Here is a 23,002-nt window from a genome sequence, read left to right as displayed (position 1 = left end):
GGAGCGCCCGTGCGGGTGCGGGTGATGCTGGTCGAGGATTCCCTCGTGGTGCGGCAGCTCCTCATCCACATCGTCGGCCGGGATCCGCGCCTGGAGGTCGTGGCGGCCGTGGCCTCCGGCGAGGAGGCCCTGGCGACGATCGGCCAGGTCCGCCCGGACGTCGTCTCGATGGATATCCGTCTGCCGGGCATCGATGGCCTAGAGACGACGCGGCGGATCATGGCCGAGCGCCCGACCCCGATCGTGGTCATCGCCGACGCGATCGAAGATTCCTCCCTGCGCATCTCGATGAACGCCCTGCGGGCCGGGGCGCTCTCGGTGGTGGAGAAGCCGGTGGCCACCACCAATGCCGGCTACGACGCCGCCGCGAGCGAGATCTGCACGCAGCTGCGCATCATGGCCGCCGTGCCGGTGATCCGGCGCCGGCCGATCGGCTCGGAATGGGCCGGTCGCGTCGCCGCGCCGCCGCCGTTGGCCGTCGCCCTCAAGGTGCCGGAAGCCGCCAGCGTCCTGGCCATCGCCGCTTCGACCGGCGGGCCGCCCGCCCTCGCCCGGGTCATCGGCGCGTTGCCGGCAAGTTTCTCCCTTCCTGTCCTGGTCGTCCAGCACATGGGTCCGGCCTTCATGGAGGGTTTCGCCAGCTGGCTGAACGGGGTCGTCGGGCTGCCGGTCGCCCTGGCCCGTGAGGGCGAACGGGCCGAGGCCGGCCGCGTCTACGTGGCACCGGGGGACCGGCACCTGGAGCTCGGCGGCGGCGGCCATCTGCGGATCAGCGATGCCGCCCCGGTAGGCGGCCAGCGCCCGGCCGCGACGGCCCTGTTCCGCTCCGTCGCCCGGCATGCCGGTGCGCGGGGCATCGGCGTGCTGCTGACCGGGATGGGCGAGGACGGGGCTCTCGGCCTCCTCGACATGCGTCGGGCCGGGGCGCTCACCGTCGCCGAGGACGAGAGCACCGCGGTGGTGTTCGGCATGCCGGCCGCCGCGATCCGCCTCTCGGCTGCCGGCACTGTGCTGCCCCTGGACCGGATCGCCGCCCATCTGGCTCGCGTGGCAGAGGCCGCGCCGTGACCGAGGCCACCCCACCCCGTCTCCTCCTCGTCGAGGATTCCGAGACCCAGGCGCTGGAACTGCGGCTGCTGCTGGAGTCGAAGGGCTTCGCGGTGGAGCGCTGCGCTACGGCCGAGGCGGCCCTCGACCAACTCAACACCCGCCTGCCCGACCTCGTGGTGGCGGACCATCATCTCCCCGGCATGAACGGCGACGAATTCGCCCGCCAGCTCCGGCTCTCCCTCCGCACCCGCGCCCTGCCCCTCCTGATGCTCACTGGCGCCCGCGACGGCGAGCGCCAGGGACTGGAGAGCGGCGCCGATGCCTACGTGGCGAAATCCGCCGATCGCGACCTCCTCGTGCTCCGTATCCGCGCCCTCCTACGCGAGCGCATGGGCGGCAGCGACGGGCCCGGCGTCTCCGCCTTCCGCCGGGGGCGCGTCCTCGTGGTCGATGCCAGCGCCACTTACCGGACCTTCCTCGCCGGCCTCCTCGCCCATGAGGGGCAGGAGGTTACCACCGCGGACAGCCACGCCGCCGCCATCGCGGCCCTGGAGGCGGCGGGCGCCGCCTTCGACTGCGTGACGATCGACCTCCTCGCCACGACCTATGACGGCCTCGCCCTCTGCCGGGCGATCAGCGACCACCGCAATGCCGGCCTCGCGGGCCGGGAGGCCGGCGCCCCGACCTTCCAGGTGGTTGGTATCGCCGGATCCAGCCCGGCCAAGGACTTCCTCGTGGAGGCCTTCGCCGCGGGCGCCGACGACGTGGTCTCGAAATCCGACGGCGAGATCCTGGTGATGCGGGTGCGCAGCCTCGTGCGCCGGAAGCTCCTGGAGGAGGACAACCGTCGCATCGCGGGCGAGTTCGGCGCCCGTGAGCGGGCCCTGGAGCGGGCCCGAGCCGAGGCCGAGGCGGCGGAGGCGCGCGCAGCCCTGGCCGGGGCCCTGGAGCAGGCCAACGCGGATCTCGCCACCGCCAATCGCAAGCTCACCGACGCGCAGGCCAAGCTCGTCCAGGCGGCCAAGATGGCCTCTCTCGGTGAGCTGGTGGCGGGCATCGCCCACGAAATCAACAATCCCCTCGCCTTCATCCTCGCCCACCAGGGTACGGTGGAGCGCATCCTCGGCGAGGTCGTCGCGGAACCGGATTCGCCCGACAGCCCGCGCCGGCTCAGGAAGTGCAGCGACCGGGTCGGGGCCATGCGCATGGGCCTGACCCGCATCCAGGACCTCGTCCTCAACCTGCGCAAGTTCTCCCGTCTCGACGAGGGCGAGCGCACCCTGGTGCACGTGCCCGAGGCGATCGAGACCGTGCTTGCCCTGATTCAGCACAAGCTCGGCGACCGGATCGCGGTCGTGCGGGATTTCGCGGGCCGGCCGGAGATCCACTGCACGCCGGCCCTCCTGAACCAGGTCGTCATGAACATCCTCGGCAACGCCGCGGACGCGATGCCCGATTCCGGCACCATCACCATCGAGACGCGCAGTCTCCCCGACACCGACATCATCCGGATCAACGACACCGGGTCCGGCATCCCGGAGACGCTGCGCGAGAAGATCTTCGAGCCGTTCTTCACCACGAAACCCGTCGGGTCCGGCACAGGTCTCGGCCTCGCGATTGCCTACAGTGTCGTGCAGGCGCATAGCGGCACGCTCAGCGTCGAGGCCGCTCCCGGAGGTGGGGCCTGTTTCGTCATCGGCATCCCACGACAGACGGGTTGAGCATGTCACAGGGCACGATCCTCGCCGTCGACGACGAACCGGACATCCTCATCGCCCTCGAGGACCTGTTCGAGGACCAGTACCGCGTCCTCACCACGACGAAGCCGGCCGAGGCGCTGCGGATGCTGGCCATCAACCCGGACATCGCCGTGATCCTCTCGGATCAGCGCATGCCGGGCATGACAGGCGACGCCATGTTGGCCGAGGCGCGCAAAGTCCACGACGCCCAGGCCATCCTGCTCACGGGCTACGCCGATATGAGCGCGGTTGTGGCGGCCCTGAACCAGGGCGGCATCACCGGCTACGCCACCAAGCCCTGGGACGCGAACCTCCTGCGCAACACCGTGCGCCAGGCCTTCGAGCGGCATCAGCTCGGGCGGGACCTCGCGACGGAACGGGCGCTCCTGCGCGGGCTCCTCGACAATGCCGAGGATGCGATCTCCTTCAAGGATGCGGAGGGGCGCTTCGTGCGCCTCAACGACCGCAAGGCCGCGGGGCTCGGCGGCGACGTCGCCGGGTGCCTCGGACGCACCGAGGAGGCGATCCTGGGCGACGGCGCAGCGATCCGTAGCGCGGATGCCGCCGCGTTCGCGGCCGGCGAGCCGAGTGACAGCCTGGTCGCCGAGGGGGCGACCGGGGCCGAGCGCTGGCGCCACGTCACCCGCGTGCCGATCCGCGACGCGGGCGGAGAGATCACCCATCTCGCCACCATCGAACGCGACGTCACCGACCAGAAATCCCTGGAGGCGCGCCTCCGGCAGTCGGACAAGATGCAGGCGCTGGGAACCCTGGCCGGCGGCATCGCCCACGACTTTAACAACCTGCTGATGGCGATCCTCGGCAGCCTCGAACTCGTGGCGCCGAAGGTCGCCGACCAGCCGCGGGTCCAGCGCCTCGTCGGCAACGCCATGCAGGCGGCTCAGCGGGGCGCCTCCCTGACCAAGCGCCTCCTCAGCTTCAGCCGCTCCCGCGACTTGCGCCCGCGCGCCGTCGACGTGAACGAGCTTATTACCGGGATGCACGATCTGCTCGCCGGCAGTCTCGGGGGCCTCGTCACCGTCGAGACGATCCTCGCCCCGGAGGCGCCGGCCGCCTGCGTCGATCCGGACCAGCTCGAACTCGCGATCCTGAACCTCTGTATCAATGCCCGCGACGCCATGCCCGAAGGCGGGCGAATCGCCGTCGCCACCCGCAGCCTCGTGCTGGACGACGATCCGGACCTGCCGGCCGGCGCCTACCTGTCCGTCGAGATCGCCGATTCGGGCAGCGGCATCGCCCCGGAGATCCTCGCGCGGGTCTGCGAGCCGTTCTTCACCACGAAGGCAGTGGGCCAGGGTACGGGCCTCGGCCTCGCCATGGTTTTCGGCCTCGCCCAGCAATCCCACGGGCGCCTGCGCATCGAGAGTGCCCCGGGGGAAGGTACCCGCGTCCAGATCATCCTGCCCCGGGTCGAATCGGCGGGTCCCGACGAGGTGGCGGTGCCGGGGACCGCGACGCCGGCCGCCCGGGCGGCGCGCATCCTCGTCGTCGACGACGACCCGGAGGTCCGTCACGTGACGGCCTCGTTCCTGTCGAGCTTCGGCTACACCGAGCGCGAGGCCAGCGACGGGTCGTCTGCCCTTTCGCTGATGGAACAGGGAGCCTTCGACCTCGTGGTCGCCGACCTGGCGATGCCGGGCATGACAGGGGTGGAGTTCGCCGAGATCGTGCGCGCACGCTGGTCCGACGTGCCCGTACTGATTGTCACCGGCCATGCCGAGGCGATCCCGATCCCGGCAGACCTGCCGGTGCTGCGCAAGCCCTTCGAATCCGCCGATCTGGCGGCGGAGGTCTCGCGCCTCCTCGACCGGGCCGCCTGAGACGCGGCGTCGTCCGGGCAACGAAAAAGGCGGCCCGGAGGCCGCCTTGGTCGTCATCGAAAGGAGGCGTGGCTTACGCCGCGTCGTCCACCAGCACCGGGCCAGAATCCTTGCCGCGCGCGTCGACGTCACGGTCGACGAACTCGATGACCGCCAGGGGGGCGTTGTCGCCGTAGCGGAAGCCGGCCTTCATGATGCGGCAGTAGCCGCCCGGGCGGGTGTTGTAGCGCGGGCCGATCACGGCGAAGAGCTTGCGGACCATCGCCTCGTCGCGGATCTGCGACATGGCGAGGCGGCGCGCATGCAGGCTGTCGGTCTTGCCGAGGGTGATCAGCTTCTCGATGACCGGACGCAGGTCCTTGGCCTTCGGCAGGGTGGTAACGATCTGCTCGTGCTTAATCAGCGCGGCCGACATGTTGGCGAACATCGCCTTGCGGTGCTCGGTGGTGCGGTTGAAACGACGACCGCGAAATCCATGACGCATGATGGCTGTCCTTGGTTGATGGCCGCCGTGCCACGGTACGGCCAAGCGCCCCTCCGAATCACTCTTCGGGGCTGTTCATTCCGCATGACCCCGCGGCGGGATTCGTGTCGGAGTTCGCGTCGAGCGAACCCCGATGGTGTCGGCCGAACCGGCGGCGCCGAGATGCGCCGCCACGTCATGGCCGAGGCGGCTTGCCTCAGTAATGCTCTTCGAAGCGCTTGGCGAGATCCTCGATGTTCTCCGGCGGCCAGCCGGGGATGTCCATGCCGAGGTGGAGGCCCATCGCAGCGAGGACCTCTTTGATCTCGTTGAGCGACTTGCGGCCGAAGTTCGGGGTGCGCAGCATCTCGCCCTCGGACTTCTGGATGAGGTCGCCGATGTAGACGATGTTGTCGTTCTTCAGGCAGTTCGCCGAACGCACCGAGAGCTCGAGCTCGTCGACCTTCTTGAGCAGGGCCGGGTTGAAGGGAAGCTGCGGCGCGAGCGGCTGCGCCTCCTCCTTGCGGGGCTCCTCGAAGTTCACGAACACCTGGAGCTGGTCCTGGATGATGCGCGCGGCATAGGCCAGGGCATCCTCAGGCGACACGGCGCCGTTGGTCTCGATCGTCATCGTCAGCTTGTCCTTGTCGAGATCCTGGCCCTCGCGGGTGGTCTCGATGCGGTAGGACACCTTCGTGACGGGCGAGAACAGCGCATCGACCGGGATCAGGCCGATCGGCGCATCCTCGGGACGGTTGCGCTCGGCCGGAACGTAGCCCTTGCCGGTGGCGACGGTGAACTCCATCCGGATCTCCGCGCCGTCGTCCAGCGTGCAGATCACAAGGTCGGGGTTCAGGATCTGGACGTCGCCCACCGTGCCGATGTCACCGGCGGTGACGACGCCGGGGCCGGTCTTGCGCAGGGTCAGGCGCTTGGGGGCCTCGGTCTGCGAGCGGATGGCGATCGTCTTGATGTTGAGGACGATGTCGGTGACGTCCTCGCGCACGCCGGGGATCGAGGAGAATTCGTGCAGCACGCCGTCGATCTGCACGGAGGTCACGGCCGCGCCCTGGAGCGAGGACAGCAGCACGCGGCGCAGCGAGTTGCCGAGCGTGGTTCCGAAGCCGCGCTCGAGGGGCTCGGCGACGACGGTGGCGACCCGCTTGGGGTCGTGCCCGGTCGAGACCTGGAGCTTGTTCGGCTTGATGAGCTCTTGCCAGTTCTTCTGAATGACCACGATGCTACCTCTCGCAAGATCGGCGCGGGCCACATGGGTGGTCCACGCATTGCCCGTCGACACCGCGCCATCGGCGCCCGGCGGGCTGGAAACTGATGCGTCCGCGTCGGGCGCGGACCGTTACTGGGCCGCGACCCAGAGCTCCGGAACGAAACTGTAGGCGGCCCCGTCCCGGGCGACGTAGCCCAGAGCCGGAAACTCAAGATGGGCGCCCGCCACGAAGGTCCGGTCGCTTGAGACGGCGTCGAGAATCCGGCGACGCACGGCGCGTGCCTGATCCCCGTCGACGTCGAAGACCATACCGGCTTCCGGCTGCTTAAACTGGATCGCCGGCAGGTGAACGATGTCCGCCCACATCAAAAGCGACGCGTCGCCCGACGTGATGCGGTAGCCGGTATGGCCGGGCGTATGGCCCGGCAGCGGGATCGCCTCGATACCCGGTGCCACGTTGCCGCCCGTGATCGTGCGCAGACGCTGCCCGTAGGGGGCGGTGGCCTGACGCGCCATGTCGAAGTACGGCTTCGCCTCGTCCGGCGCCCGCGAAAGCGCGCCGTCGTCGAGCCAGTGCGCGGCTTCGTCGGCATGAACCACGAGTTCGGCATTCGGATAGGCTGCCGTACCGTCTTCCCGGATCAGGCCACCGGCATGATCGGGATGCAGGTGCGTCAGCAGCACGGTCTCGATGCTGTCCGGCGCGATGCCGGCCGCCGCGAGGGCCGCCGGAACGCGACCGAGGGACGGGCCACCGAAATGGCCCATCCCGCTGTCGATGAGGAGCGGGTTGCGCCCGGGACCCGTGATCAGGAAGGCGTTGAGCGTGATCCGGGGATCCTGCGCGCGAAAGCCGGCGGCCTGTAGGGCGCCGGCCTCCGCACGATCGATCCCGGTGACGAGATCCAGCGACCCCTGGAGGTAGCCGTCATTCATCACCGTGATCGTCAGATCACCCAAGCTCCACCGCAGCACACCCGGAAGCGGATTCTGAGCATTCGACACGCGTGTCTCCGTAACAGGCCCCAAAAAGTTCGCGACGGCGTCGGCTCAGACGCGACGACGCTTGCGCGGACGGCAACCGTTGTGCGGAATCGACGTCACGTCACGGATCGACGTGACGGTGAAGCCGGCGGCCTGCAGCGCGCGCAGGGCGGACTCACGACCCGAACCCGGACCGGAGACCTCGACCTCGAGGGTGCGCATGCCGTGCTCGGCGGCCTTGCGGGCGGCATCCTCGGCCGCGACCTGGGCAGCGTACGGGGTCGACTTGCGCGACCCCTTGAAGCCCATGGCGCCGGCGGACGACCACGAGATGGTGTTGCCCTGGGCGTCGGTGATGGTGACCATCGTGTTGTTGAACGACGCGTTCACGTGCGCGACGCCCGAGACGATGTTCTTGCGTTCGCGGCGACGGACGCGGGTGGTTTCCTTGGCCATGTGTACTTTCGTCCTTCAGGCGCGCCCGTCATTCCAGGCGCTCGGGAGTCTTCTGCGATGCGGAGGGCGCGGCGTTCGATTGCCGGGCCGCGGCGCGGGCTGACGCGCACGGTTCACCGGGCGCGATGGTCGGGAGGCCGCGCGCGGCACGACCTCCCAAAGCGAGAGGCTTACTTCTTCTTGCCGGCGATCGGCTTGGACTTGCCCTTGCGAGTGCGCGCATTGGTGTGCGTGCGCTGGCCGCGGACGGGCAGGTTGCGGCGGTGGCGCAGGCCACGATAGCAGCCGAGATCCATGAGGCGCTTGATGTTCATCGAGACTTCGCGGCGCAAGTCGCCCTCGACGATGTAGTCGCGATCGATGGTCTCGCGGATCGACAGCACCTCGGCGTCGGTCAACTGATTGACGCGACGCTCGGCAGGAATCCCGACCTTGCCGGTGATTTCCTCGGCCTTCTTGGGGCCGATGCCGTGAATGTACTGCAGCGCGATGACGACGCGCTTGTTGGTCGGGATGTTAACGCCAGCGATACGAGCCAAGGTGTCTCTCCATGAGGCGCCGGACCTGAGGCCGGGCCGAGTGTCACGCGCGTCCGGTGGAGACCGGCCCCTGCGCGCCGTCCAAAACGACAAATCGGCCCGCATCGGCCTCTTGGAGAGGCGATCCGGACCCACTTCCTCTGAACGAAGACCGGCCCACTAGCGCGGGCCGGGGAGTGTGTCAACCCTGATAAAGCGGCGAGCCCGGCTCGATCCCGGCTCCGTGGCCGCGCCGGGAAGGTCCGGTCAGGACTCCGCCGACGCGGTGTGGCGGTCCAGGATCGTCACCAGATCCTGGGTGACGGCATCGACCGGCTTCATGCCGTCGATGGTCTGCAGAAGGCCGGTGCCGGCATAGTAGTCGGACAGGGGCGCGGTCTGCTTCCGATACGCGTCGAGGCGGGTCTTGAAGACCTCGGGCGTGTCGTCCTTGCGCACTGGCTGACCGCGGGCCGCCGTTTCCTCGGCGCGCTTGGCGATTCGGCCCACCAGCGCCTCCTCGTCCACGGCGAACTCGATGACGGTGTCGAGGGCGATGCCCTTCTGGGACAGCATCGCATCGAGGGCCTTGGCCTGCTCCACCGTGCGGGGGAAACCGTCAAGGATGAAGCCGGGCTTGGCATCCGCTTCTTCGATGCGATCGGCCACGATCCCGACCACGATCGCATCTGAGACGAGGCCACCGGATTCCATCACGCTCTTGGCCTGTAGGCCCACCGGCGTGCTGGCGGCGACGGCCGCGCGCAGCATGTCGCCGGTGGAGAGCTGAGGAATGCCATACCGTGCCACGATCCGCTCGGACTGCGTCCCCTTCCCCGCGCCGGGCGGCCCAAGCAGGATGATGCGCATGGTGTCGTTTCCTCAGGTCCGGTCTGCTTGGATATCCGGCGATCCTGCTCGGCGCCGGCTTTCGGAACTCTAGCAAGGGCCGCGGCGGCCCTGAAGCCCGCCGCGCGTTACCGTCAGCGCCGGCGGGTCGCCCCGCGCAGCTTCGCCTTCTTGACGAGGCCTTCGTACTGATGGGCCATCAGGTGCCCGTGAATTTGCGCCACCGTATCCATCGTCACGGAGACCACGATGAGCAGGGAGGTGCCGCCGAAGCCGATGGCGGCCGAGGAATACGAAGCCAGGATTTCGGGCACCAGGCAGACGAAGGTCAGGTACAGCGCCCCGATCAGGGTGATGCGGGTCAGGACCTTGTCGATGAAGGCCGCGGTCCGCTCACCCGGGCGGATGCCGGGAATGAAGCCGCCATGCTTCTTCAGGTTATCTGCCGTTTCCTCGGGATTGAAGACCACGGCCGTGTAGAAGAACGCGAAGAAGATGATCAGGGCGGCGTAGAGCACCATGTAGAGCGGCCGGCCGTGACCGATATAGGTCGTGATCGTGGCCAGGATTCCGGTGCCGCCGTTATTGGCCGAGAAGCTCGCCACGGTGGCGGGCAGGAGCAGCAGCGACGAGGCGAAGATCGGCGGGATGACGCCGGCGGTGTTAAGCTTCAGCGGCAGGAACGAGGTCTGGCCCTCGTACATCCGATTGCCGACCTGGCGCTTCGGATAGTTAATGAGCAGGCGGCGCTGCGCGCGCTCCATGAACACGATGAAGTAGACGAGCGCGACGGCGGCGACGCCCATGCCGAGGATGACGGCCGAGGAAAGCGCACCGGTACGGCTCAGCTCCAGGGCGCCAACGATCGCCACCGGAAGATGGGCGACGATGCCCGCGAAGATGATCAGCGAGGAGCCGTTACCGATGCCGCGCGAAGTGATCTGCTCGCCGATCCACATCAGGAACAGCGTGCCGCCCGTCAGGGTGATGACGGTGGACAGGATGAAGAACGGACCGGGCTCGATGGCCGCGCTCGATCCCTGGAGGCCGAAGGCGATGCCCCAGGACTGCACCAGCGCCAGCACCACCGTGAGGTAGCGGGTGTACTGGTTGATGACCTTGCGGCCCGACTCACCCTCCTTCTTCAGCGTCTCGAGGCTCGGGATCACCGAGGTCAGAAGCTGGATGATGATGGAGGCCGAGATATAGGGCATGATGTTGAGCGCGAAGATCGCCATGCGCTCGACGGCACCGCCGGAGAACATGTTGAACAGCCCGAGCACGCCGCCCGATTGCTGCTGGAAGTTCCGCGCGAACTGTTCCGGGTCGATGCCCGGGATCGGGATGTAGGTCCCGAGGCGGAACACGATGAGCGCACCCAGCGTGAACCAGATGCGCTTCTTGAGCTCGTCGGCCTTGGCGATGGCCCCGAAATTGAGGTTCGCGGCAAGCTGCTCGGCGGCTGAGGCCATGGCACCGGTTCCTAGAGATGGATCACATGAGGGCGGGTCGTCTTCTCCGGCGAGAAGAGGCCGCTCCCTGATAAAACGGGAACGGCGGCCGCGCGCGAGGTCGCACGGGCCGCCGCTCAGAGCTTCGACTTAAAGTCAGTCGCGTGACTACGCAACCACGCGGGCAGGCTTGCCACGGGTGGAGACGCCGTCGCCGTAGGTCACGGTGACCGACCCGCCAGCCTTCTCGACACCCTCGATCGCCGACTTCGACGCGCGGGTGACCTCGAAGGTCAGCTTGGTGGTGAGCTCGCCTACGCCGAGGAGCTTCACGCCGTCACGGGCACGGGCGCAGATACCGGCGGCGATCAGCGTCTCGACGGTGACGGTGGCGCCCGCCTCGATCCGGCCGGCATCGACAGCCTGTTGGACGCGACCGAGATTCACCTCGTTCAGGTCCGTGGAGTACAGGTTGTTGAAGCCGCGCTTCGGAAGGCGACGATGCAGCGGCATCTGGCCACCCTCGAAGCCCTTGATGGAGACGCCGGTGCGGGCCTTCTGACCCTTCACGCCGCGTCCTGCGGTCTTGCCCTTGCCGGAGCCGATGCCCCGTCCGACGCGCATCCGGTTCTTGGTGGCGCCGTCGTTGTCGCGGAGTTCGTTCAGTTTCATGATGCCCTCCCTCAGGCCGCGTCGCCAAGGACGCGCACGAGGTGCTGCACCTTGCGGATCATGCCGCGCACGGAGGGGGTATCCTCCAGCTCGGAAACCCGGTGCAGCTTGTTGAGCTTGAGGCCGATCAGCGTCGCGCGCTGGTCGCCTTCGCGGCGGATCGGAGACCCGATCTGCTCGATGCGGAGAGTCTTCTGTGCCATTGGACCCTCCCCTTACGCGACGGCGGCTTCGGACATGTCGGACGGATCGGCATCACGGCGACGGGCCTGGAGGGCCGACACCTTGAGTCCGCGACGGGCCGCGACGGAGCGCGGGCTGTCTTCGTTCTTGAGCGCCTCGAACGTGGCGCGCACGAGGTTGTAGGGGTTCGAGGAGCCGAGGCTCTTGGCCACCACGTCCTGCATGCCCAGCGTCTCGAAGACGGCGCGCATCGGGCCGCCGGCGATGATGCCGGTTCCCTGGGGGGCGGCGCGGAGGATGACCTTGCCGGCGCCGTGACGACCGTAGACGTCGTGGTGCAGGGTACGACCTTCGCGGAGTGCGACGCGGACAAGGCCGCGCTTGGCGGCTTCCGTCGCCTTGCGGATCGCCTCGGGAACCTCACGGGCCTTGCCGTGGCCGAAGCCGACGCGGCCCTTCTGGTCGCCCACGACGACGAGCGCGGCGAAGCCGAAGCGACGTCCGCCCTTCACCACCTTGGCGACGCGGTTGATGTGGACGAGCTTGTCCACGAACTCGCTGTCGCGCTCTTCGCGCTCATCGCGGCGGCCGCGGCCACCGCCTTCACGTTCACGTGCCATACTGAATATCCATCTCACTGACGCGGGTGGCGGACCCGCTCGCTTGAATCGTCCGGAACGGAGAGCGGCGGGCGCCGCCCTCCTCCGCCATTCTCAGAACTCGAGGCCACCCTCGCGGGCGGCGTCGGCGAGAGCCTTGACGCGCCCGTGGTAGAGGTACCCCGAGCGATCGAAGATCACCTGGGTGACGCCCGCAGCCTTGGCGCGCTCGGCGACGAGCTTACCAACGGCCTGGGCGGCCGAGACGTCGGCACCGGTCTTGAGGCCGGTGCGGAGATCCTTGTCGAGGCTCGAGGCCGACGCGAGGGTCTTACCCGCGGCGTCGTCGATCACCTGAACGTAGATCTGCTTCGAGGAACGGAACACCGAGAGCCGGGGCCGTCCATTGGCCGCCGCCCGCAGCGCGCGGCGCACACGCGCCTTGCGGCGGTCGAGTGCATCGATTTTGCGTGACATGTTCGGCGGCCCTTACTTCTTCTTGCCTTCCTTGCGGAAGATGAACTCGCCCGCGTACTTCACGCCCTTGCCCTTGTAGGGCTCGGGTCCGCGATAGTCGCGGATCTCGGCGGCCACCTGGCCGACCACCTGCCGGTCGATGCCGGAGATGACGATCTCGGTGGGCTTCGGCACCGCGATCGTGATCCCCGCGGGGATCTCGTACTCGATGTCGTGGCTGTAGCCGAGCGAGAGCTTCAGAGCCTTGCCGGCCATCGCGGCGCGGTAACCCACGCCGGTGATCTCGAGCTTCTTCTCGAAGCCCTTGGAGACGCCCTCGACGAGGTTCGCCACCTGAGCGCGGGAGGTGCCCCAGAGCGAGCGCGCCTCCTTGGTCTGGTTCTTTGGCTGCACCGAGACGGCGCCGTCCTCGAACTTCACGTCGACCACGTTGGGAACGACGTACTGGAGCTCGCCCTTGGAGCCCTTCATCTTCACCGTTTGACCGGTCACCGTGGCCGTCACACCGGACGGGACGGGAACGGGCTTCTTGCCTACGCGAGACATCGCCTTATTCCTCCAAGTCCGAGATCAGAACACCTTGCAGAGCACTTCGCCGCCGACGTTGCGCTCGCGCGCCTCGTGGTCGGCCATGACGCCCTGCGGGGTGGACACGATGGTGACGCCGAGACCATCGGCGACGCGCGGCAACTCGCCGACCGACGAGTAGACGCGGCGGCCGGGCTTCGACACGCGCTGGATCGAGCGGATGACAGGCTGGCCGTCGTAGTACTTCAGCTCGATGGCGAACTCGGTGCGGCCGTTGCCGTAATCCGTGGTCGCGTAGTCGCGGATGTAGCCCTCGGATTTGAGGACGTCGAGCACGCTGGCACGCAGGCGGGAGCCGGGCGTCTGGACGACGTTGCGGCGGCGCTGCTGACCATTGCGGATGCGGGTGAGCATATCACCCACGGGATCGTTAACCATGGTGGTTGCTCCTTACCAGCTCGACTTGACGAGACCGGGGATCAGACCCTGGTTGCCGAGTTCGCGCAGCGCGATGCGCGAGATGCCCATCTTGCGATAGAAAGCGCGCGGACGGCCGGTCATGCCGCAGCGGTTGCGGATGCGGGTGGGGGACGAATTGCGGGGCAGCTCCGCGAGCTTGAGGCGCGCCTCGAAGCGCTCCTCCATCTCGAGGGACTCGTCATTCGCCGTGGCAAGCAGCGCCTTGCGCTTGGGAGCGTAGAGCTTCACCAGCGCTTCGCGGTGCTTGTTCTTCTCGATCGAGCTTTTCTTTGCCATTTCTCTCTCCGGTGTCCGCGTCTGAGACCCTAACGGGGGCTCACTGCCGGAACGGGAATCGGAACTGCGTGAGGAGCGCGCGCGCCTCAGCATCGGTGCGGGCCGTCGTCTGGATGACGATGTCCATGCCCCAGGTGGCCTCGGCCTTGTCGTACGAGATCTCCGGGAACACGAGGTGCTCCTTGAGGCCCAGCGCGTAGTTGCCGTTGCCGTCGAAGGAGCGCGGGTTCAGGCCGCGGAAATCGCGGACGCGCGGGAGCGCGATCGTGATCAGGCGATCCATGAACTCGTACATGCGCTGCTTGCGCAGCGTGACCTTGCAGCCGATCGGCATGCCCTCGCGCACCTTGAAGGTCGCGATGGCCTTGCGGGCCTTGGTGATGACCGGCTTCTGGCCGGCGATGAGGGCCAGGTCGCCGGCGGCGACGGACGCCTTCTTCGAATCGGCCGTCGACTCGCCGACGCCCATGTTGATCACGATCTTCTCGATGACCGGAACCTGCATGGGGTTCTTGTAGCCGAACTCTTCGATCAGCTTCTGGCGCACCACTTCGTCGTAGTGCTTGCGCAGGCGCGGGGTGTACCCGTCAGCATTCTTCTCAGCCATCGATCTGGTCCCCCGTGGTCTTGGCGAAGCGGACCTTGCGGCCGTCTTCGAGGATGCGGAAACCCACGCGAGTCGGCTTGCCGTTCGCGTCCTGCAACGCGAGATTCGAGAGCTGGATCGCAGCTTCCTTGGAGACGATGCCGCCTTCCTGGTTCTGCGTCTGCTTCTGGTGCTTCTTCACGAGGTTGATGCCGCGTACGAACGCGCGATCTTCCTTCGGGAGCACCTGGATGACCTCGCCGGAGCGACCCTTGTCGCGACCGGTGAGGACGACGACCTTGTCGCCTTTTTTGACCTTAGCGGCCATCACAGCACCTCCGGCGCGAGCGAGATGATCTTCATGTGATTGCGGGCGCGCAGCTCGCGGGGCACCGGTCCGAAGATACGGGTCCCGATCGGCTCCTTCTGATTGTTGATCAGAACGGCGGCGTTCTTGTCGAAGCGGATCACCGAACCGTCGGCACGCTTCACTTCCTTGGCGGTGCGCACGACGACCGCCTTCATGACGTCGCCCTTCTTCACGCGACCCCGTGGAATCGCTTCCTTGACCGAGACCACGATGATGTCGCCGACGCCGGCATACTTACGCTTCGACCCGCCCAGAACCTTGATGCACATCACACGGCGTGCACCCGAGTTGTCGGCGACGTCCAGATTCGTCTGCATCTGGATCACGGGCAGTGACCTTTCTTTGTTTCAGGCGGGTTTCCGCACGCGGACGGTATTGCCCGGCGGACGACGCCTGAGGGGGATCTGATGTCCCCGGCTCATATGAAGCACCGCGCAATCGGTGTTTTTGGACACCGGCGCGGTCACCGCGTTCGAAAGGCGCGAACACCCTTCTCAACTGTCGCGAAGGCATGCCAACTACACCAGCGAACTGCAGGACGCAAGGCCGAACACGCGCGAACCCAAACCGTGCCGGGGGCTCAGAGATCTTCCCCGCACCCGTCCGGGACAGGCACTCCGGCGCGTTCGGTGAGCTTGAAGGTATTCGACGGGCCAGTGATCCGGTGGCCGATCCGGTTTGCGCTGCCGGCGGCTTCGCCGAGGACATCCGAGATAGTCGCTCCGTCCATCATATCATCCCGCCTCGCAAAGGAGAAACTCTGCGCCAGGAGCCGGGCCGTCTCCTTCACGAAGGCGGCGCTCCGGCCACCCGACAATGCGAGCGCCTCGTCGATCGCGCCTTCCTCGTACTCCAGGGACACCCCAAAGAGTGCGACGAGCCGGCCCCTGCGAGCCGTATCCGGATCTACGATCTCGATGGCCTTGTCTGCGCGCCCCGGACGCGACACGAGGGCGTCCTTGATCTCGTCGGGACGGTTGCCCCCGCGGCCCGAATCACGCAGGGAAAGCCCGCGCAAATTCGAACGATTCGACGTCAGGCAGGTTCACGATCTCGACCTGCGAGAGCTCGATCTCTTGAAGGATGCTGTATTGCGAAAACAGCACCACCACGGGTCGATCCGCGACCTTGACGAGCCGGAGCCCATTGTCGAGGGCCGCGAACAGCTCGGCTTCACCGACATCCGTGTCGCGACCCTGCAGCGGAAGCATGGAGAAGGCTTGGCCGTGCTACCAAACAAGGTGGCTCGGAATTCGTCAGGGGCAGCTGATCGGAGACCTGGTGCACCCCCAGCAGTCCTGAGCTGGCAATGCGACCTCGGCGACGATCGCGGTCTGCAGGTCCGGCCGGAGAGGGATGCCGAATTGCCGGCGCGCGCTGACGATCCCGTCGAGCTGCTCCGCTCCGAAAAGAGCCACGAGGACTTCCACCGCTATCCTTGAGCGATGCGGGTGATGCCGGACGGGACCGCAATCATGCGCTCCCCCGAGCAATACGGCACGAAAAAACGGGCGCAGAAGCCTGCGCCCGTATTTGGAAGTTCCGGTGCTGTCGGTTCACGCCTCGGCGGCGGGAGCCTCCGACGTGGCGCCGGACACCAGCTGCCAGGTCTTGGTCTTCGAGAACGGACGGCACTCCTCAATCGACACGGTCTGGCCGACCTTGGCGACGTTGGCTTCGTCATGAGCGTGGTAATTCTTCGAGCGACGGACGGTCTTCTTCATCACCGGATGGGTGAAGCGACGCTCCACCTTCACGACGATGGTCTTCTCGCCCTTGTCGCTGACGACGACGCCCTGCAATACGCGCTTCGGCATGGTGTACTCCTCAGGCCTGCGCCGACTTCAGCGTCTTCTGACGCTGGAGTGTACGAACGCGGGCGATATCGCGGCGGACTTCGCGGACGCGCGCGACGTTCTCAAGCTGACCGGTGGCGCCTTGGAAGCGCAGGTTGAACTGCTCCTTCTTCAGGTTCAACAGCTCATCGGTCAGCTGATCGGGTGACAGGGCGGCCAGATCCGACTGTCTCTGCGACGACTTCATGATCCCCTCCCTCAATCAGCGATGCGCTGAACGACGCGCGTGCGGATCGGGAGCTTCGCCGCGCCGAGGCGCAGGGCCTCCTTCGCAACGTCCTCGGCCACGCCGTCGACTTCGAACATGATACGTCCGGGATGCACGCGGGCAGCCCAGAACTCGGGTGCACCCTTACCGGAGCCCATGCGGACTTCGGTGGGCTTGGCCGTGACAGGGACATCCGGAAAGATCCGGATCCAGACACGGCCCTGGCGCTTCATCTCACGGGTGATCGCGCGGCGGGCCGCTTCGATCTGGCGCGCGGTGATGCGCTCGGGCTCGACGGCCTTCAGGCCGAAGGTCCCGAAGTTGAGGTCGAAGCCGCCCTTGGCCGCACCGTGAATGCGACCCTTGAACTGCTTACGAAACCTGGTCTTCTTGGGTTGCAACATGGCAGCCTCTCAACACCTTTCTGGGTGACGGGGTCACGAACGCGCCGTCAGGCGTGTTCGCGCCGGCCGCGCTCGCGGCCACCCTCACCATCGCGCTCGCGACGGCCGCCCGAACGGCCACCCTCTTCCTGCGCCTTCTTATCCTGTGCCATCGGGTCGTGCTCGAGGATCTCGCCCTTGAACACCCACACCTTGATGCCGCACGTCCCATAGGTCGTGAAGGCGGTGGCGACGCCGTAATCGACGTCGGCGCGGAGGGTATGCAGGGGCACGCGGCCCTCACGGTACCACTCCTGGCGCGCGATCTCGGCGCCGCCGAGCCGGCCCGAGCAGTTGATCCGGATGCCCTCGGCACCGAGACGCATCGCCGACTGAACGGCGCGCTTCATGGCGCGACGGAAGGCGACGCGGCGCTCGAGCTGCTGGGCGATCGAGTCGGCCACCAGGGTGGCGTCGATCTCGGGCTTGCGCACCTCGACGATGTTGATCGTCACGTCGGCCTTGGTGAGCGTGCCCACCAGCTTGCGCAGCTTCTCGATGTCGGCGCCCTTCTTGCCGATGACCACGCCCGGACGGCCCGAGTGGATGGTGACGCGGCACTTCCGGTGCGGACGCTCGATGACGATCTTCGAGACGGCAGCCTGCTTGAGCTGCTTCATGAGGGCGGCGCGGATCGCGACGTCCTCGTGCATGAGCTTGGCGTATTCACCCTTCTGGGCGAACCAGCGGGAGTCCCAGGTCCGGTTGATACCGAGCCGCAGACCGATCGGATTGACTTTCTGGCCCATCAGGTCCTCCTCACGCCGCTTCGGCGGTCGGGACTTCGCGCACCACGATGGTGAGGTTCGCGAAGGGCTTCAGGATACGGGCGCCGCGGCCACGGGCACGAGCGTGGAAACGCTTGAGCACGAGAGCCTTGCCGACGAACGCCTGGGAGACGACGAGATCGTCGACGTCCAGGTTGTGGTTGTTCTCGGCATTGGCGATGGCGCTCTCGAGGCACTTCTTGACCTCGCGGGCGATCCGCTTTCGGGAGAATTCGAGATCGGCCAGAGCCGAGTCGACCTTCTTACCGCGAATGAGCTGCGCGACGAGATTGAGCTTCTGCGGGCTGACGCGCAGCATGCGCGCGACGGCCTGAGCCTCGTTCTCGGGGAGCGCGCGGGGAGTGGCGGGCTTGCCCATGATCAGCGCCTCTTCGACTTCTTGTCGGCTGCGTGACCGTGGAAGGTGCGGGTCGGCGAGAACTCGCCGAACTTGTGGCCGACCATTTCCTCGGAGACGTAGACCGGGATGTGCTTCTGCCCGTTGTGCACACCGAAGGTGAGGCCAACGAACTGCGGCAGGATCGTGGAGCGGCGGCTCCAGATCTTGATGACTTCGTTACGGCTGGAACCGCGAGCGGCTTCAGCCTTCTTGAGGAGGTAGCCGTCGATGAACGGCCCCTTCCAGAGCGAGCGTGCCATGGGCGTTACTTCTTACGGTTATGACGGCTGGACAGGATGAAGACGTCGGTCCGCTTGTTCGAGCGAGTCTTCTTCCCCTTCGTGGGAACGCCCCAGGGCGTGACCGGGTTACGGCCGCCCGAAGTGCGTCCCTCGCCGCCGCCGTGCGGGTGGTCGACCGGGTTCATGGCAACGCCGCGAACGTGCGGGCGCTTGCCTAGCCAGCGATTGCGGCCGGCCTTGCCGAGCGAGATGTTCATGTGGTCCGGGTTCGACACCGCGCCGACGCTGGCGAAGCACTGGCCGTGGACCAGACGCTGCTCGCCGGAATTCAGGCGAAGCGTCACGTAGCCCTGATCGCGGCCGACGATCTGGGCGTAGTTGCCCGCGGAGCGGGCGATCGCGCCGCCCTTGCCGATCTTGAGCTCAACGTTGTGAACGATCGTGCCCACCGGCATGTTGCCGACCGGACCGGCATTGCCGGGCTTGATGTCGACCTGCTCGGCAGCCACGACCTTGTCGCCGGGCGACAGGCGCTGCGGAGCCAGGATGTAGCTCTGCGTGCCGTCGGGGAAGGCGATCAAGGCGATGAACGCAGTGCGGTTGGGATCGTACTCGATCCGCTCGACCGTGGCGGACACGCCCATCTGCTCGCGACGCTTGAAGTCCACGTTGCGGAGCGTGCGCTTGTGACCGCCGCCGCGGAAGCGGACCGTGATGCGGCCGAGGTTGTTGCGGCCGCCGGACGACGACTTGCCCTCGGTGAGCTTCTTGACCGGCTTGCCCTTGTAGAGCTCACGGCGGTCGACGAGCACGAGCTGGCGAAGGCTCGGCGTGACCGGTTTGAATGTCTTCAAGGCCATCGGTGGTAATCCTTAACCCGACTTGTCTCAGAGGCCGGTCGTGACGTCGATCGTCTCACCCTCGGCGAGGGTCACGATCGCTTTCTTCACGTCCGAGCGCTGTCCGCGAAGCCCGCGGAAGATCTTCTTCTTGCCCTTGGTGACAAGCGTGTTCACGCCCGTGACCTTGACGTCGAACAGCTTCTCAACCGCTTCCTTGATCTGCGGCTTGGTCGCCTTCGGGGAAACCCGGAACACGACCTTGTTCTGCTCGGTGAGGTTCGTCGCCTTCTCGGTGATGACCGGGGAGACGATGATGTCGTAGTGGCGCGGATCGGCACTCATTGGAAACGCGCCTCCAGCGCATCGATCGCTGCGCGGGTCAGCACGAGCTTCTCGCGACGCAGGATGTCGTACACGTTGATGCCCTGGATCGGCAGCACGTCGATCTGCGGGATGTTGCGAGCGGCACGTGCGAAGTTCACGTCCACTTCCGCACCGCCGATGATCAGGGCGCTGGACAGGCCCATCTTCTCGAAGCGCTCGACGAGCGACTTCGTCTTGCCCTCGGCGAGCTTCACGTCGTCGACGATGATGAGGGTGGAATCCTTCACCTTCGCGGATAGCGCGTGCTTCAGGGCGAGCGCGCGGACCTTCTTGGGCAGGTCGTGGGCATGGCTGCGCACGACCGGACCGAAGGCGCGTCCACCGCCGCGGAACTGCGGAGCGGAAGCGGCGCCATGGCGAGCGTTACCCGTGCCCTTCTGCTTGTACAGCTTCTTGCGCGTCCGGTTCACATCCGAGCGGTTCTTGACCGCATGGGTGCCGGCCTGGCGCTTGGCGAGCTGCCAGCGAACCATGCGCTGGAGCAGGTCGACGCGGGGCTCGAGACCGAAGATGGTCTCATCCAGATCGACGGAACCGGCACCGGCGCCATCGAGCGTGGTGATATCGAGCTTCATCACGCGTTCTCCTCGGAAGCGGGAGCCTCGGGAGCCGGCGCTTCGGTGGCGGGAGCGGATGCGCCCTGCTCACGGAACTTGCCAGGCTGCGGAACGTCCGCGGGGAGCTTGCGCTTCACCGCGTCGCGGATCTGAATCCAGCCGCCGGCGACGCCGGGAACGGCGCCTTCGACGAGGATGAGGCCGCGCTCAGGATCCGTACGCACGACGCGCAGGTTCTGGGTCGTGACCCGGTCGACGCCCATATGGCCGGGCATCTTCTTGTTCTTGAAGGTCTTGCCCGGGTCCTGGCGGCCACCGGTCGAACCGATCGAACGGTGCGAGATGGACACGCCGTGGGTGGCGCGCAGACCGCCGAAGTTCCAGCGCTTCATGCCGCCGGCGAACCCCTTACCCGTGGTGGTGCCCGTCACGTCGACGAACTGGCCCGGGATGAAGTGATCGGCCGTGATCTCCGCGCCGACCGGGATCAGCTTGTCCTCGGACACGCGGAACTCGGCGAGCTTCTGCTTGGGCTCGACCTTGGCGACTGCGAACCGGCCGCGCTCGGCAGCCGACACGTTCTTTACCTTGGCCTTGCCGACGCCGACCTGAAGGGCGACGTAGCCGTTCTTCTCGACAGTACGGTGGGCAACCACCTGACATTGATCGATTTTAAGCACGGTGACGGGGACATGTTCGCCTGCATCCGTAAAGATGCGGGTCATGCCGACCTTCTGTGCGATGACGCCTGAGCGCATAGGTGTCTCCCTCGCGCGATTCTACGGTAAGCTCTAAATCCCCGCGGGACTTAGAGCTTGATCTCCACGTCCACGCCGGCGGCGAGGTCGAGCTTCATCAGCGCGTCCACGGTCTGGGGCGTCGGATCGACGATATCGAGGACGCGCTTGTGGGTGCGCATCTCGAACTGCTCGCGCGACTTCTTGTCGATGTGGGGCGAGCGGTTGACGGTGAACTTCTCGATATGCGTCGGAAGCGGGATGGGGCCACGGATGGTGGCGCCGGTGCGCTTGGCCGTCGAGACGATCTCGCGGGTCGACGCATCGAGGATGCGATGGTCGAACGCCTTGAGGCGGATACGAATATTCTGACCGTTCATGACCTGAAACCTTGGCGGGGCAATGGGGGGGCGGGCGCGAGGACCCGCCCCTCAATCGTTCCCTGCAGACGTGACCGTGAGGACGGACGATTACTCGTTGATGGCGGCGACGACGCCTGCGCCGACGGTGCGTCCGCCTTCACGGATGGCGAAGCGCAGCTTCTCTTCCATGGCCACCGGCACGATCAGGGGAGGCGCGCGTAGAAGCCGGGGGCCTGGAACGTCCAGGTGTCGAGCCAGATCCCNTACTCGTTGATGGCGGCGACGACGCCTGCGCCGACGGTGCGTCCGCCTTCACGGATGGCGAAGCGCAGCTTCTCTTCCATGGCCACCGGCACGATCAGGGTGACGTCCATGGTCACGCTGTCGCCGGGCATCACCATCTCGGTGCCCTCGGGCAGCACGCACACGCCGGTCACGTCCGTGGTGCGGAAGTAGAACTGCGGGCGGTAGTTGGTGAAGAACGGCGTGTGGCGGCCGCCCTCCTCCTTGGTGAGGATGTAGGCCTCGGCCTTGAACTTGGTGTGGGGCTTGACCGAGCCGGGCTTGCACACGACCTGGCCGCGCTCCACGTCCTCGCGCTTGGTGCCGCGCAGCAGCACGCCGACGTTGTCGCCCGCCTGGCCCTGGTCGAGCAGCTTGCGGAACATCTCGACGCCCGTGACCGTCGTGGTCTGGGTGTCGCGGATGCCCACGATCTCCACCGTCTCGCCGACCTTGACGATGCCGCGCTCCACGCGACCCGTCACCACCGTGCCGCGGCCCGAGATCGAGAACACGTCCTCGATGGGCATCAGGAACGGCTTGTCGATCGGACGCTCCGGCTGCGGGATGTAGGCGTCCACGCTCGCCATCAGCGCCAGCACGGCGTCGTGGCCGATCGCCTTGTCGCCGTTGTCCAGCGCCACCTTGGCCGAGCCCTTGGTGATCGGGATGTCGTCGCCGGGGAAGTCGTACTTGGAGAGGAGCTCGCGCACCTCCATCTCGACGAGCTCGAGGAGCTCGGCGTCGTCGACGAGGTCGACCTTGTTCAGGAACACCACCAGCGCCGGAACGCCGACCTGGCGGGCCAGAAGGATGTGCTCGCGCGTCTGCGGCATCGGGCCGTCGGCCGCCGACACCACCAGGATCGCGCCGTCCATCTGCGCCGCGCCCGTGATCATGTTCTTCACGTAGTCGGCGTGACCGGGGCAATCCACGTGCGCGTAGTGCCGGTTCGTGGTCTCGTACTCCACGTGCGCCGTCGAGATCGTGATCCCGCGCGCCTTCTCCTCCGGCGCCTTGTCGATCTGGTCGTAGGCCGTGAACGTCGCTCCRCCCGTCTCGGCCAGAACCTTCGTGATCGCCGCCGTCAACGACGTCTTGCCGTGATCCACGTGACCGATCGTGCCAATGTTGCAGTGCGGCTTCGTACGCGCGAATTTCTCTTTGGCCAT

General features: G+C 66.9%; 34 protein-coding genes and 1 pseudogene. 3 read left to right on the top strand and 32 right to left on the bottom strand.

Going from position 1 to position 23,002, the window contains the following annotated elements:
* Positions 1 to 24 precede the first annotated feature (24 nt).
* From cheB to ASG51_RS19830, 3 genes are read left to right on the top strand one after another with little or no spacing between them, the layout of a single operon-like run.
* The gene (cheB, locus tag ASG51_RS19840; protein ID WP_056382607.1) at positions 25 to 1,068 is read left to right on the top strand and encodes a chemotaxis-specific protein-glutamate methyltransferase CheB; all 1,044 of its coding nucleotides are present in this window, start codon (positions 25 to 27) and stop codon (positions 1,066 to 1,068) included.
* Complete coding sequence (locus ASG51_RS19835) at positions 1,065 to 2,771, top strand: response regulator (RefSeq protein ID WP_056219906.1); 1,707 nt, start codon at positions 1,065 to 1,067, stop codon at positions 2,769 to 2,771. Before cheB ends, ASG51_RS19835 begins: the two co-directional genes overlap by 4 nt.
* A 2-nt stretch (positions 2,772 to 2,773) precedes the next feature.
* Positions 2,774 to 4,630, top strand: coding sequence for a response regulator (locus ASG51_RS19830; RefSeq protein WP_056382605.1), 1,857 nt, complete (start codon positions 2,774 to 2,776; stop codon positions 4,628 to 4,630).
* A gap of 73 nt (positions 4,631 to 4,703) precedes the next feature.
* Here ASG51_RS19830 and rplQ read toward each other — a convergent pair whose 3' ends face one another.
* From rplQ to tuf, 32 genes and pseudogenes are all read right to left on the bottom strand, one after another.
* Complete coding sequence (rplQ, locus tag ASG51_RS19825) at positions 4,704 to 5,114, bottom strand: 50S ribosomal protein L17 (protein WP_055949338.1); 411 nt, start codon at positions 5,112 to 5,114, stop codon at positions 4,704 to 4,706.
* Positions 5,115 to 5,310: 196 nt separating this feature from the next.
* A complete protein-coding gene (locus ASG51_RS19820; protein ID WP_055949333.1) occupies positions 5,311 to 6,330 on the bottom strand; it encodes a DNA-directed RNA polymerase subunit alpha in 1,020 nt (339 codons plus the stop codon).
* 120 nt (positions 6,331 to 6,450) lie between these two features.
* Complete coding sequence (locus ASG51_RS19815) at positions 6,451 to 7,326, bottom strand: MBL fold metallo-hydrolase (RefSeq protein ID WP_056382604.1); 876 nt, start codon at positions 7,324 to 7,326, stop codon at positions 6,451 to 6,453.
* Between the two features lie 45 nt (positions 7,327 to 7,371).
* Positions 7,372 to 7,761: a 30S ribosomal protein S11 gene (rpsK, locus tag ASG51_RS19810; protein ID WP_055949325.1), complete on the bottom strand. Its 390-nt coding sequence runs from the start codon at positions 7,759 to 7,761 to the stop codon at positions 7,372 to 7,374.
* 170 nt (positions 7,762 to 7,931) lie between these two features.
* Positions 7,932 to 8,300, bottom strand: a complete 369-nt coding sequence (rpsM, locus tag ASG51_RS19805; protein ID WP_019904471.1) for a 30S ribosomal protein S13 — start codon at positions 8,298 to 8,300, stop codon at positions 7,932 to 7,934.
* Positions 8,301 to 8,546: 246 nt separating this feature from the next.
* Entirely contained in the window at positions 8,547 to 9,149 is a 603-nt protein-coding gene (locus ASG51_RS19800) for an adenylate kinase (RefSeq protein ID WP_056382602.1), read from the bottom strand.
* 113 nt (positions 9,150 to 9,262) lie between these two features.
* Positions 9,263 to 10,600, bottom strand: coding sequence for a preprotein translocase subunit SecY (gene secY / locus ASG51_RS19795; RefSeq protein ID WP_056219895.1), 1,338 nt, complete (start codon positions 10,598 to 10,600; stop codon positions 9,263 to 9,265).
* Positions 10,601 to 10,747: 147 nt separating this feature from the next.
* Complete coding sequence (gene rplO, locus ASG51_RS19790) at positions 10,748 to 11,251, bottom strand: 50S ribosomal protein L15 (protein ID WP_056270324.1); 504 nt, start codon at positions 11,249 to 11,251, stop codon at positions 10,748 to 10,750.
* A gap of 11 nt (positions 11,252 to 11,262) precedes the next feature.
* The gene (gene rpmD / locus ASG51_RS19785; protein WP_055949314.1) at positions 11,263 to 11,454 is read right to left on the bottom strand and encodes a 50S ribosomal protein L30; all 192 of its coding nucleotides are present in this window, start codon (positions 11,452 to 11,454) and stop codon (positions 11,263 to 11,265) included.
* 12 nt (positions 11,455 to 11,466) lie between these two features.
* Positions 11,467 to 12,054: a 30S ribosomal protein S5 gene (gene rpsE, locus ASG51_RS19780; protein ID WP_055949312.1), complete on the bottom strand. Its 588-nt coding sequence runs from the start codon at positions 12,052 to 12,054 to the stop codon at positions 11,467 to 11,469.
* A 93-nt stretch (positions 12,055 to 12,147) separates the two neighbouring features.
* Entirely contained in the window at positions 12,148 to 12,510 is a 363-nt protein-coding gene (rplR, locus tag ASG51_RS19775) for a 50S ribosomal protein L18 (protein ID WP_056219889.1), read from the bottom strand.
* A 12-nt stretch (positions 12,511 to 12,522) separates the two neighbouring features.
* Positions 12,523 to 13,056 carry a 50S ribosomal protein L6 gene (gene rplF / locus ASG51_RS19770; RefSeq protein ID WP_055949306.1) on the bottom strand — a complete coding sequence of 178 codons (534 nt, stop codon included), beginning with the start codon at positions 13,054 to 13,056 and terminating at the stop codon, positions 12,523 to 12,525.
* A 24-nt stretch (positions 13,057 to 13,080) separates the two neighbouring features.
* On the bottom strand, positions 13,081 to 13,476 hold the full coding sequence (rpsH, locus tag ASG51_RS19765) for a 30S ribosomal protein S8 (protein ID WP_055881679.1): 396 nt from the start codon (positions 13,474 to 13,476) through the stop codon (positions 13,081 to 13,083).
* 12 nt (positions 13,477 to 13,488) lie between these two features.
* Positions 13,489 to 13,794 (bottom strand): 30S ribosomal protein S14, encoded by a 306-nt coding sequence (rpsN, locus tag ASG51_RS19760; protein WP_056183527.1) that lies wholly within the window; start codon positions 13,792 to 13,794, stop codon positions 13,489 to 13,491.
* Between the two features lie 40 nt (positions 13,795 to 13,834).
* Complete coding sequence (rplE, locus tag ASG51_RS19755; RefSeq protein ID WP_056219886.1) at positions 13,835 to 14,401, bottom strand: 50S ribosomal protein L5; 567 nt, start codon at positions 14,399 to 14,401, stop codon at positions 13,835 to 13,837.
* A complete protein-coding gene (rplX, locus tag ASG51_RS19750) occupies positions 14,394 to 14,708 on the bottom strand; it encodes a 50S ribosomal protein L24 (protein WP_056219883.1) in 315 nt (104 codons plus the stop codon). The genes rplE and rplX overlap by 8 nt, the downstream gene beginning before the upstream one ends.
* Positions 14,708 to 15,076, bottom strand: coding sequence for a 50S ribosomal protein L14 (rplN, locus tag ASG51_RS19745; RefSeq protein WP_018044219.1), 369 nt, complete (start codon positions 15,074 to 15,076; stop codon positions 14,708 to 14,710). Before rplN ends, rplX begins: the two co-directional genes overlap by 1 nt.
* A 254-nt stretch (positions 15,077 to 15,330) precedes the next feature.
* The gene (locus tag ASG51_RS25250) at positions 15,331 to 15,768 is read right to left on the bottom strand and encodes a hypothetical protein (RefSeq protein ID WP_056382598.1); all 438 of its coding nucleotides are present in this window, start codon (positions 15,766 to 15,768) and stop codon (positions 15,331 to 15,333) included.
* Positions 15,746 to 15,961 carry a hypothetical protein gene (locus tag ASG51_RS25245; RefSeq protein WP_056382596.1) on the bottom strand — a complete coding sequence of 72 codons (216 nt, stop codon included), beginning with the start codon at positions 15,959 to 15,961 and terminating at the stop codon, positions 15,746 to 15,748. The genes ASG51_RS25250 and ASG51_RS25245 overlap by 23 nt, the downstream gene beginning before the upstream one ends.
* A gap of 345 nt (positions 15,962 to 16,306) precedes the next feature.
* Positions 16,307 to 16,567 (bottom strand): 30S ribosomal protein S17, encoded by a 261-nt coding sequence (gene rpsQ, locus ASG51_RS19730; RefSeq protein ID WP_056270312.1) that lies wholly within the window; start codon positions 16,565 to 16,567, stop codon positions 16,307 to 16,309.
* Between the two features lie 10 nt (positions 16,568 to 16,577).
* On the bottom strand, positions 16,578 to 16,793 hold the full coding sequence (rpmC, locus tag ASG51_RS19725) for a 50S ribosomal protein L29 (protein WP_056219869.1): 216 nt from the start codon (positions 16,791 to 16,793) through the stop codon (positions 16,578 to 16,580).
* A gap of 11 nt (positions 16,794 to 16,804) precedes the next feature.
* Positions 16,805 to 17,218 (bottom strand): 50S ribosomal protein L16, encoded by a 414-nt coding sequence (gene rplP / locus ASG51_RS19720; protein ID WP_055949287.1) that lies wholly within the window; start codon positions 17,216 to 17,218, stop codon positions 16,805 to 16,807.
* A 47-nt stretch (positions 17,219 to 17,265) separates the two neighbouring features.
* Positions 17,266 to 18,006, bottom strand: coding sequence for a 30S ribosomal protein S3 (gene rpsC, locus ASG51_RS19715; protein WP_055949284.1), 741 nt, complete (start codon positions 18,004 to 18,006; stop codon positions 17,266 to 17,268).
* A gap of 10 nt (positions 18,007 to 18,016) precedes the next feature.
* Positions 18,017 to 18,403, bottom strand: a complete 387-nt coding sequence (gene rplV / locus ASG51_RS19710; RefSeq protein WP_055949281.1) for a 50S ribosomal protein L22 — start codon at positions 18,401 to 18,403, stop codon at positions 18,017 to 18,019.
* 2 nt (positions 18,404 to 18,405) lie between these two features.
* Complete coding sequence (gene rpsS / locus ASG51_RS19705) at positions 18,406 to 18,684, bottom strand: 30S ribosomal protein S19 (protein ID WP_055949278.1); 279 nt, start codon at positions 18,682 to 18,684, stop codon at positions 18,406 to 18,408.
* A gap of 5 nt (positions 18,685 to 18,689) precedes the next feature.
* Positions 18,690 to 19,526: a 50S ribosomal protein L2 gene (gene rplB, locus ASG51_RS19700; protein ID WP_056219866.1), complete on the bottom strand. Its 837-nt coding sequence runs from the start codon at positions 19,524 to 19,526 to the stop codon at positions 18,690 to 18,692.
* A 27-nt stretch (positions 19,527 to 19,553) separates the two neighbouring features.
* Positions 19,554 to 19,850, bottom strand: coding sequence for a 50S ribosomal protein L23 (locus ASG51_RS19695; RefSeq protein ID WP_018044227.1), 297 nt, complete (start codon positions 19,848 to 19,850; stop codon positions 19,554 to 19,556).
* Positions 19,847 to 20,467: a 50S ribosomal protein L4 gene (gene rplD, locus ASG51_RS19690; protein WP_056270306.1), complete on the bottom strand. Its 621-nt coding sequence runs from the start codon at positions 20,465 to 20,467 to the stop codon at positions 19,847 to 19,849. Before rplD ends, ASG51_RS19695 begins: the two co-directional genes overlap by 4 nt.
* Positions 20,467 to 21,207, bottom strand: coding sequence for a 50S ribosomal protein L3 (rplC, locus tag ASG51_RS19685; protein ID WP_055949264.1), 741 nt, complete (start codon positions 21,205 to 21,207; stop codon positions 20,467 to 20,469). The genes rplD and rplC overlap by 1 nt, the downstream gene beginning before the upstream one ends.
* Positions 21,208 to 21,257: 50 nt before the next feature.
* Complete coding sequence (rpsJ, locus tag ASG51_RS19680; RefSeq protein ID WP_018044230.1) at positions 21,258 to 21,566, bottom strand: 30S ribosomal protein S10; 309 nt, start codon at positions 21,564 to 21,566, stop codon at positions 21,258 to 21,260.
* Between the two features lie 90 nt (positions 21,567 to 21,656).
* Positions 21,657 to 21,811, bottom strand: a pseudogene (locus tag ASG51_RS24810) (hypothetical protein); the annotation flags it as partial.
* A gap of 1 nt (position 21,812) precedes the next feature.
* Positions 21,813 to 23,002, bottom strand: a 1,190-nt coding sequence (tuf, locus tag ASG51_RS19675; RefSeq protein ID WP_055949261.1) for an elongation factor Tu, incomplete at its 3' end; no start/stop codon positions are given.

The organism is Methylobacterium sp. Leaf465 (assembly GCF_001424705.1).
Classification (GTDB): domain Bacteria; phylum Pseudomonadota; class Alphaproteobacteria; order Rhizobiales; family Beijerinckiaceae; genus Methylobacterium.
The sequence above is the reverse complement of the archived record's forward strand: the minus strand, read 5'-3'. Positions and strand labels throughout refer to the sequence as shown.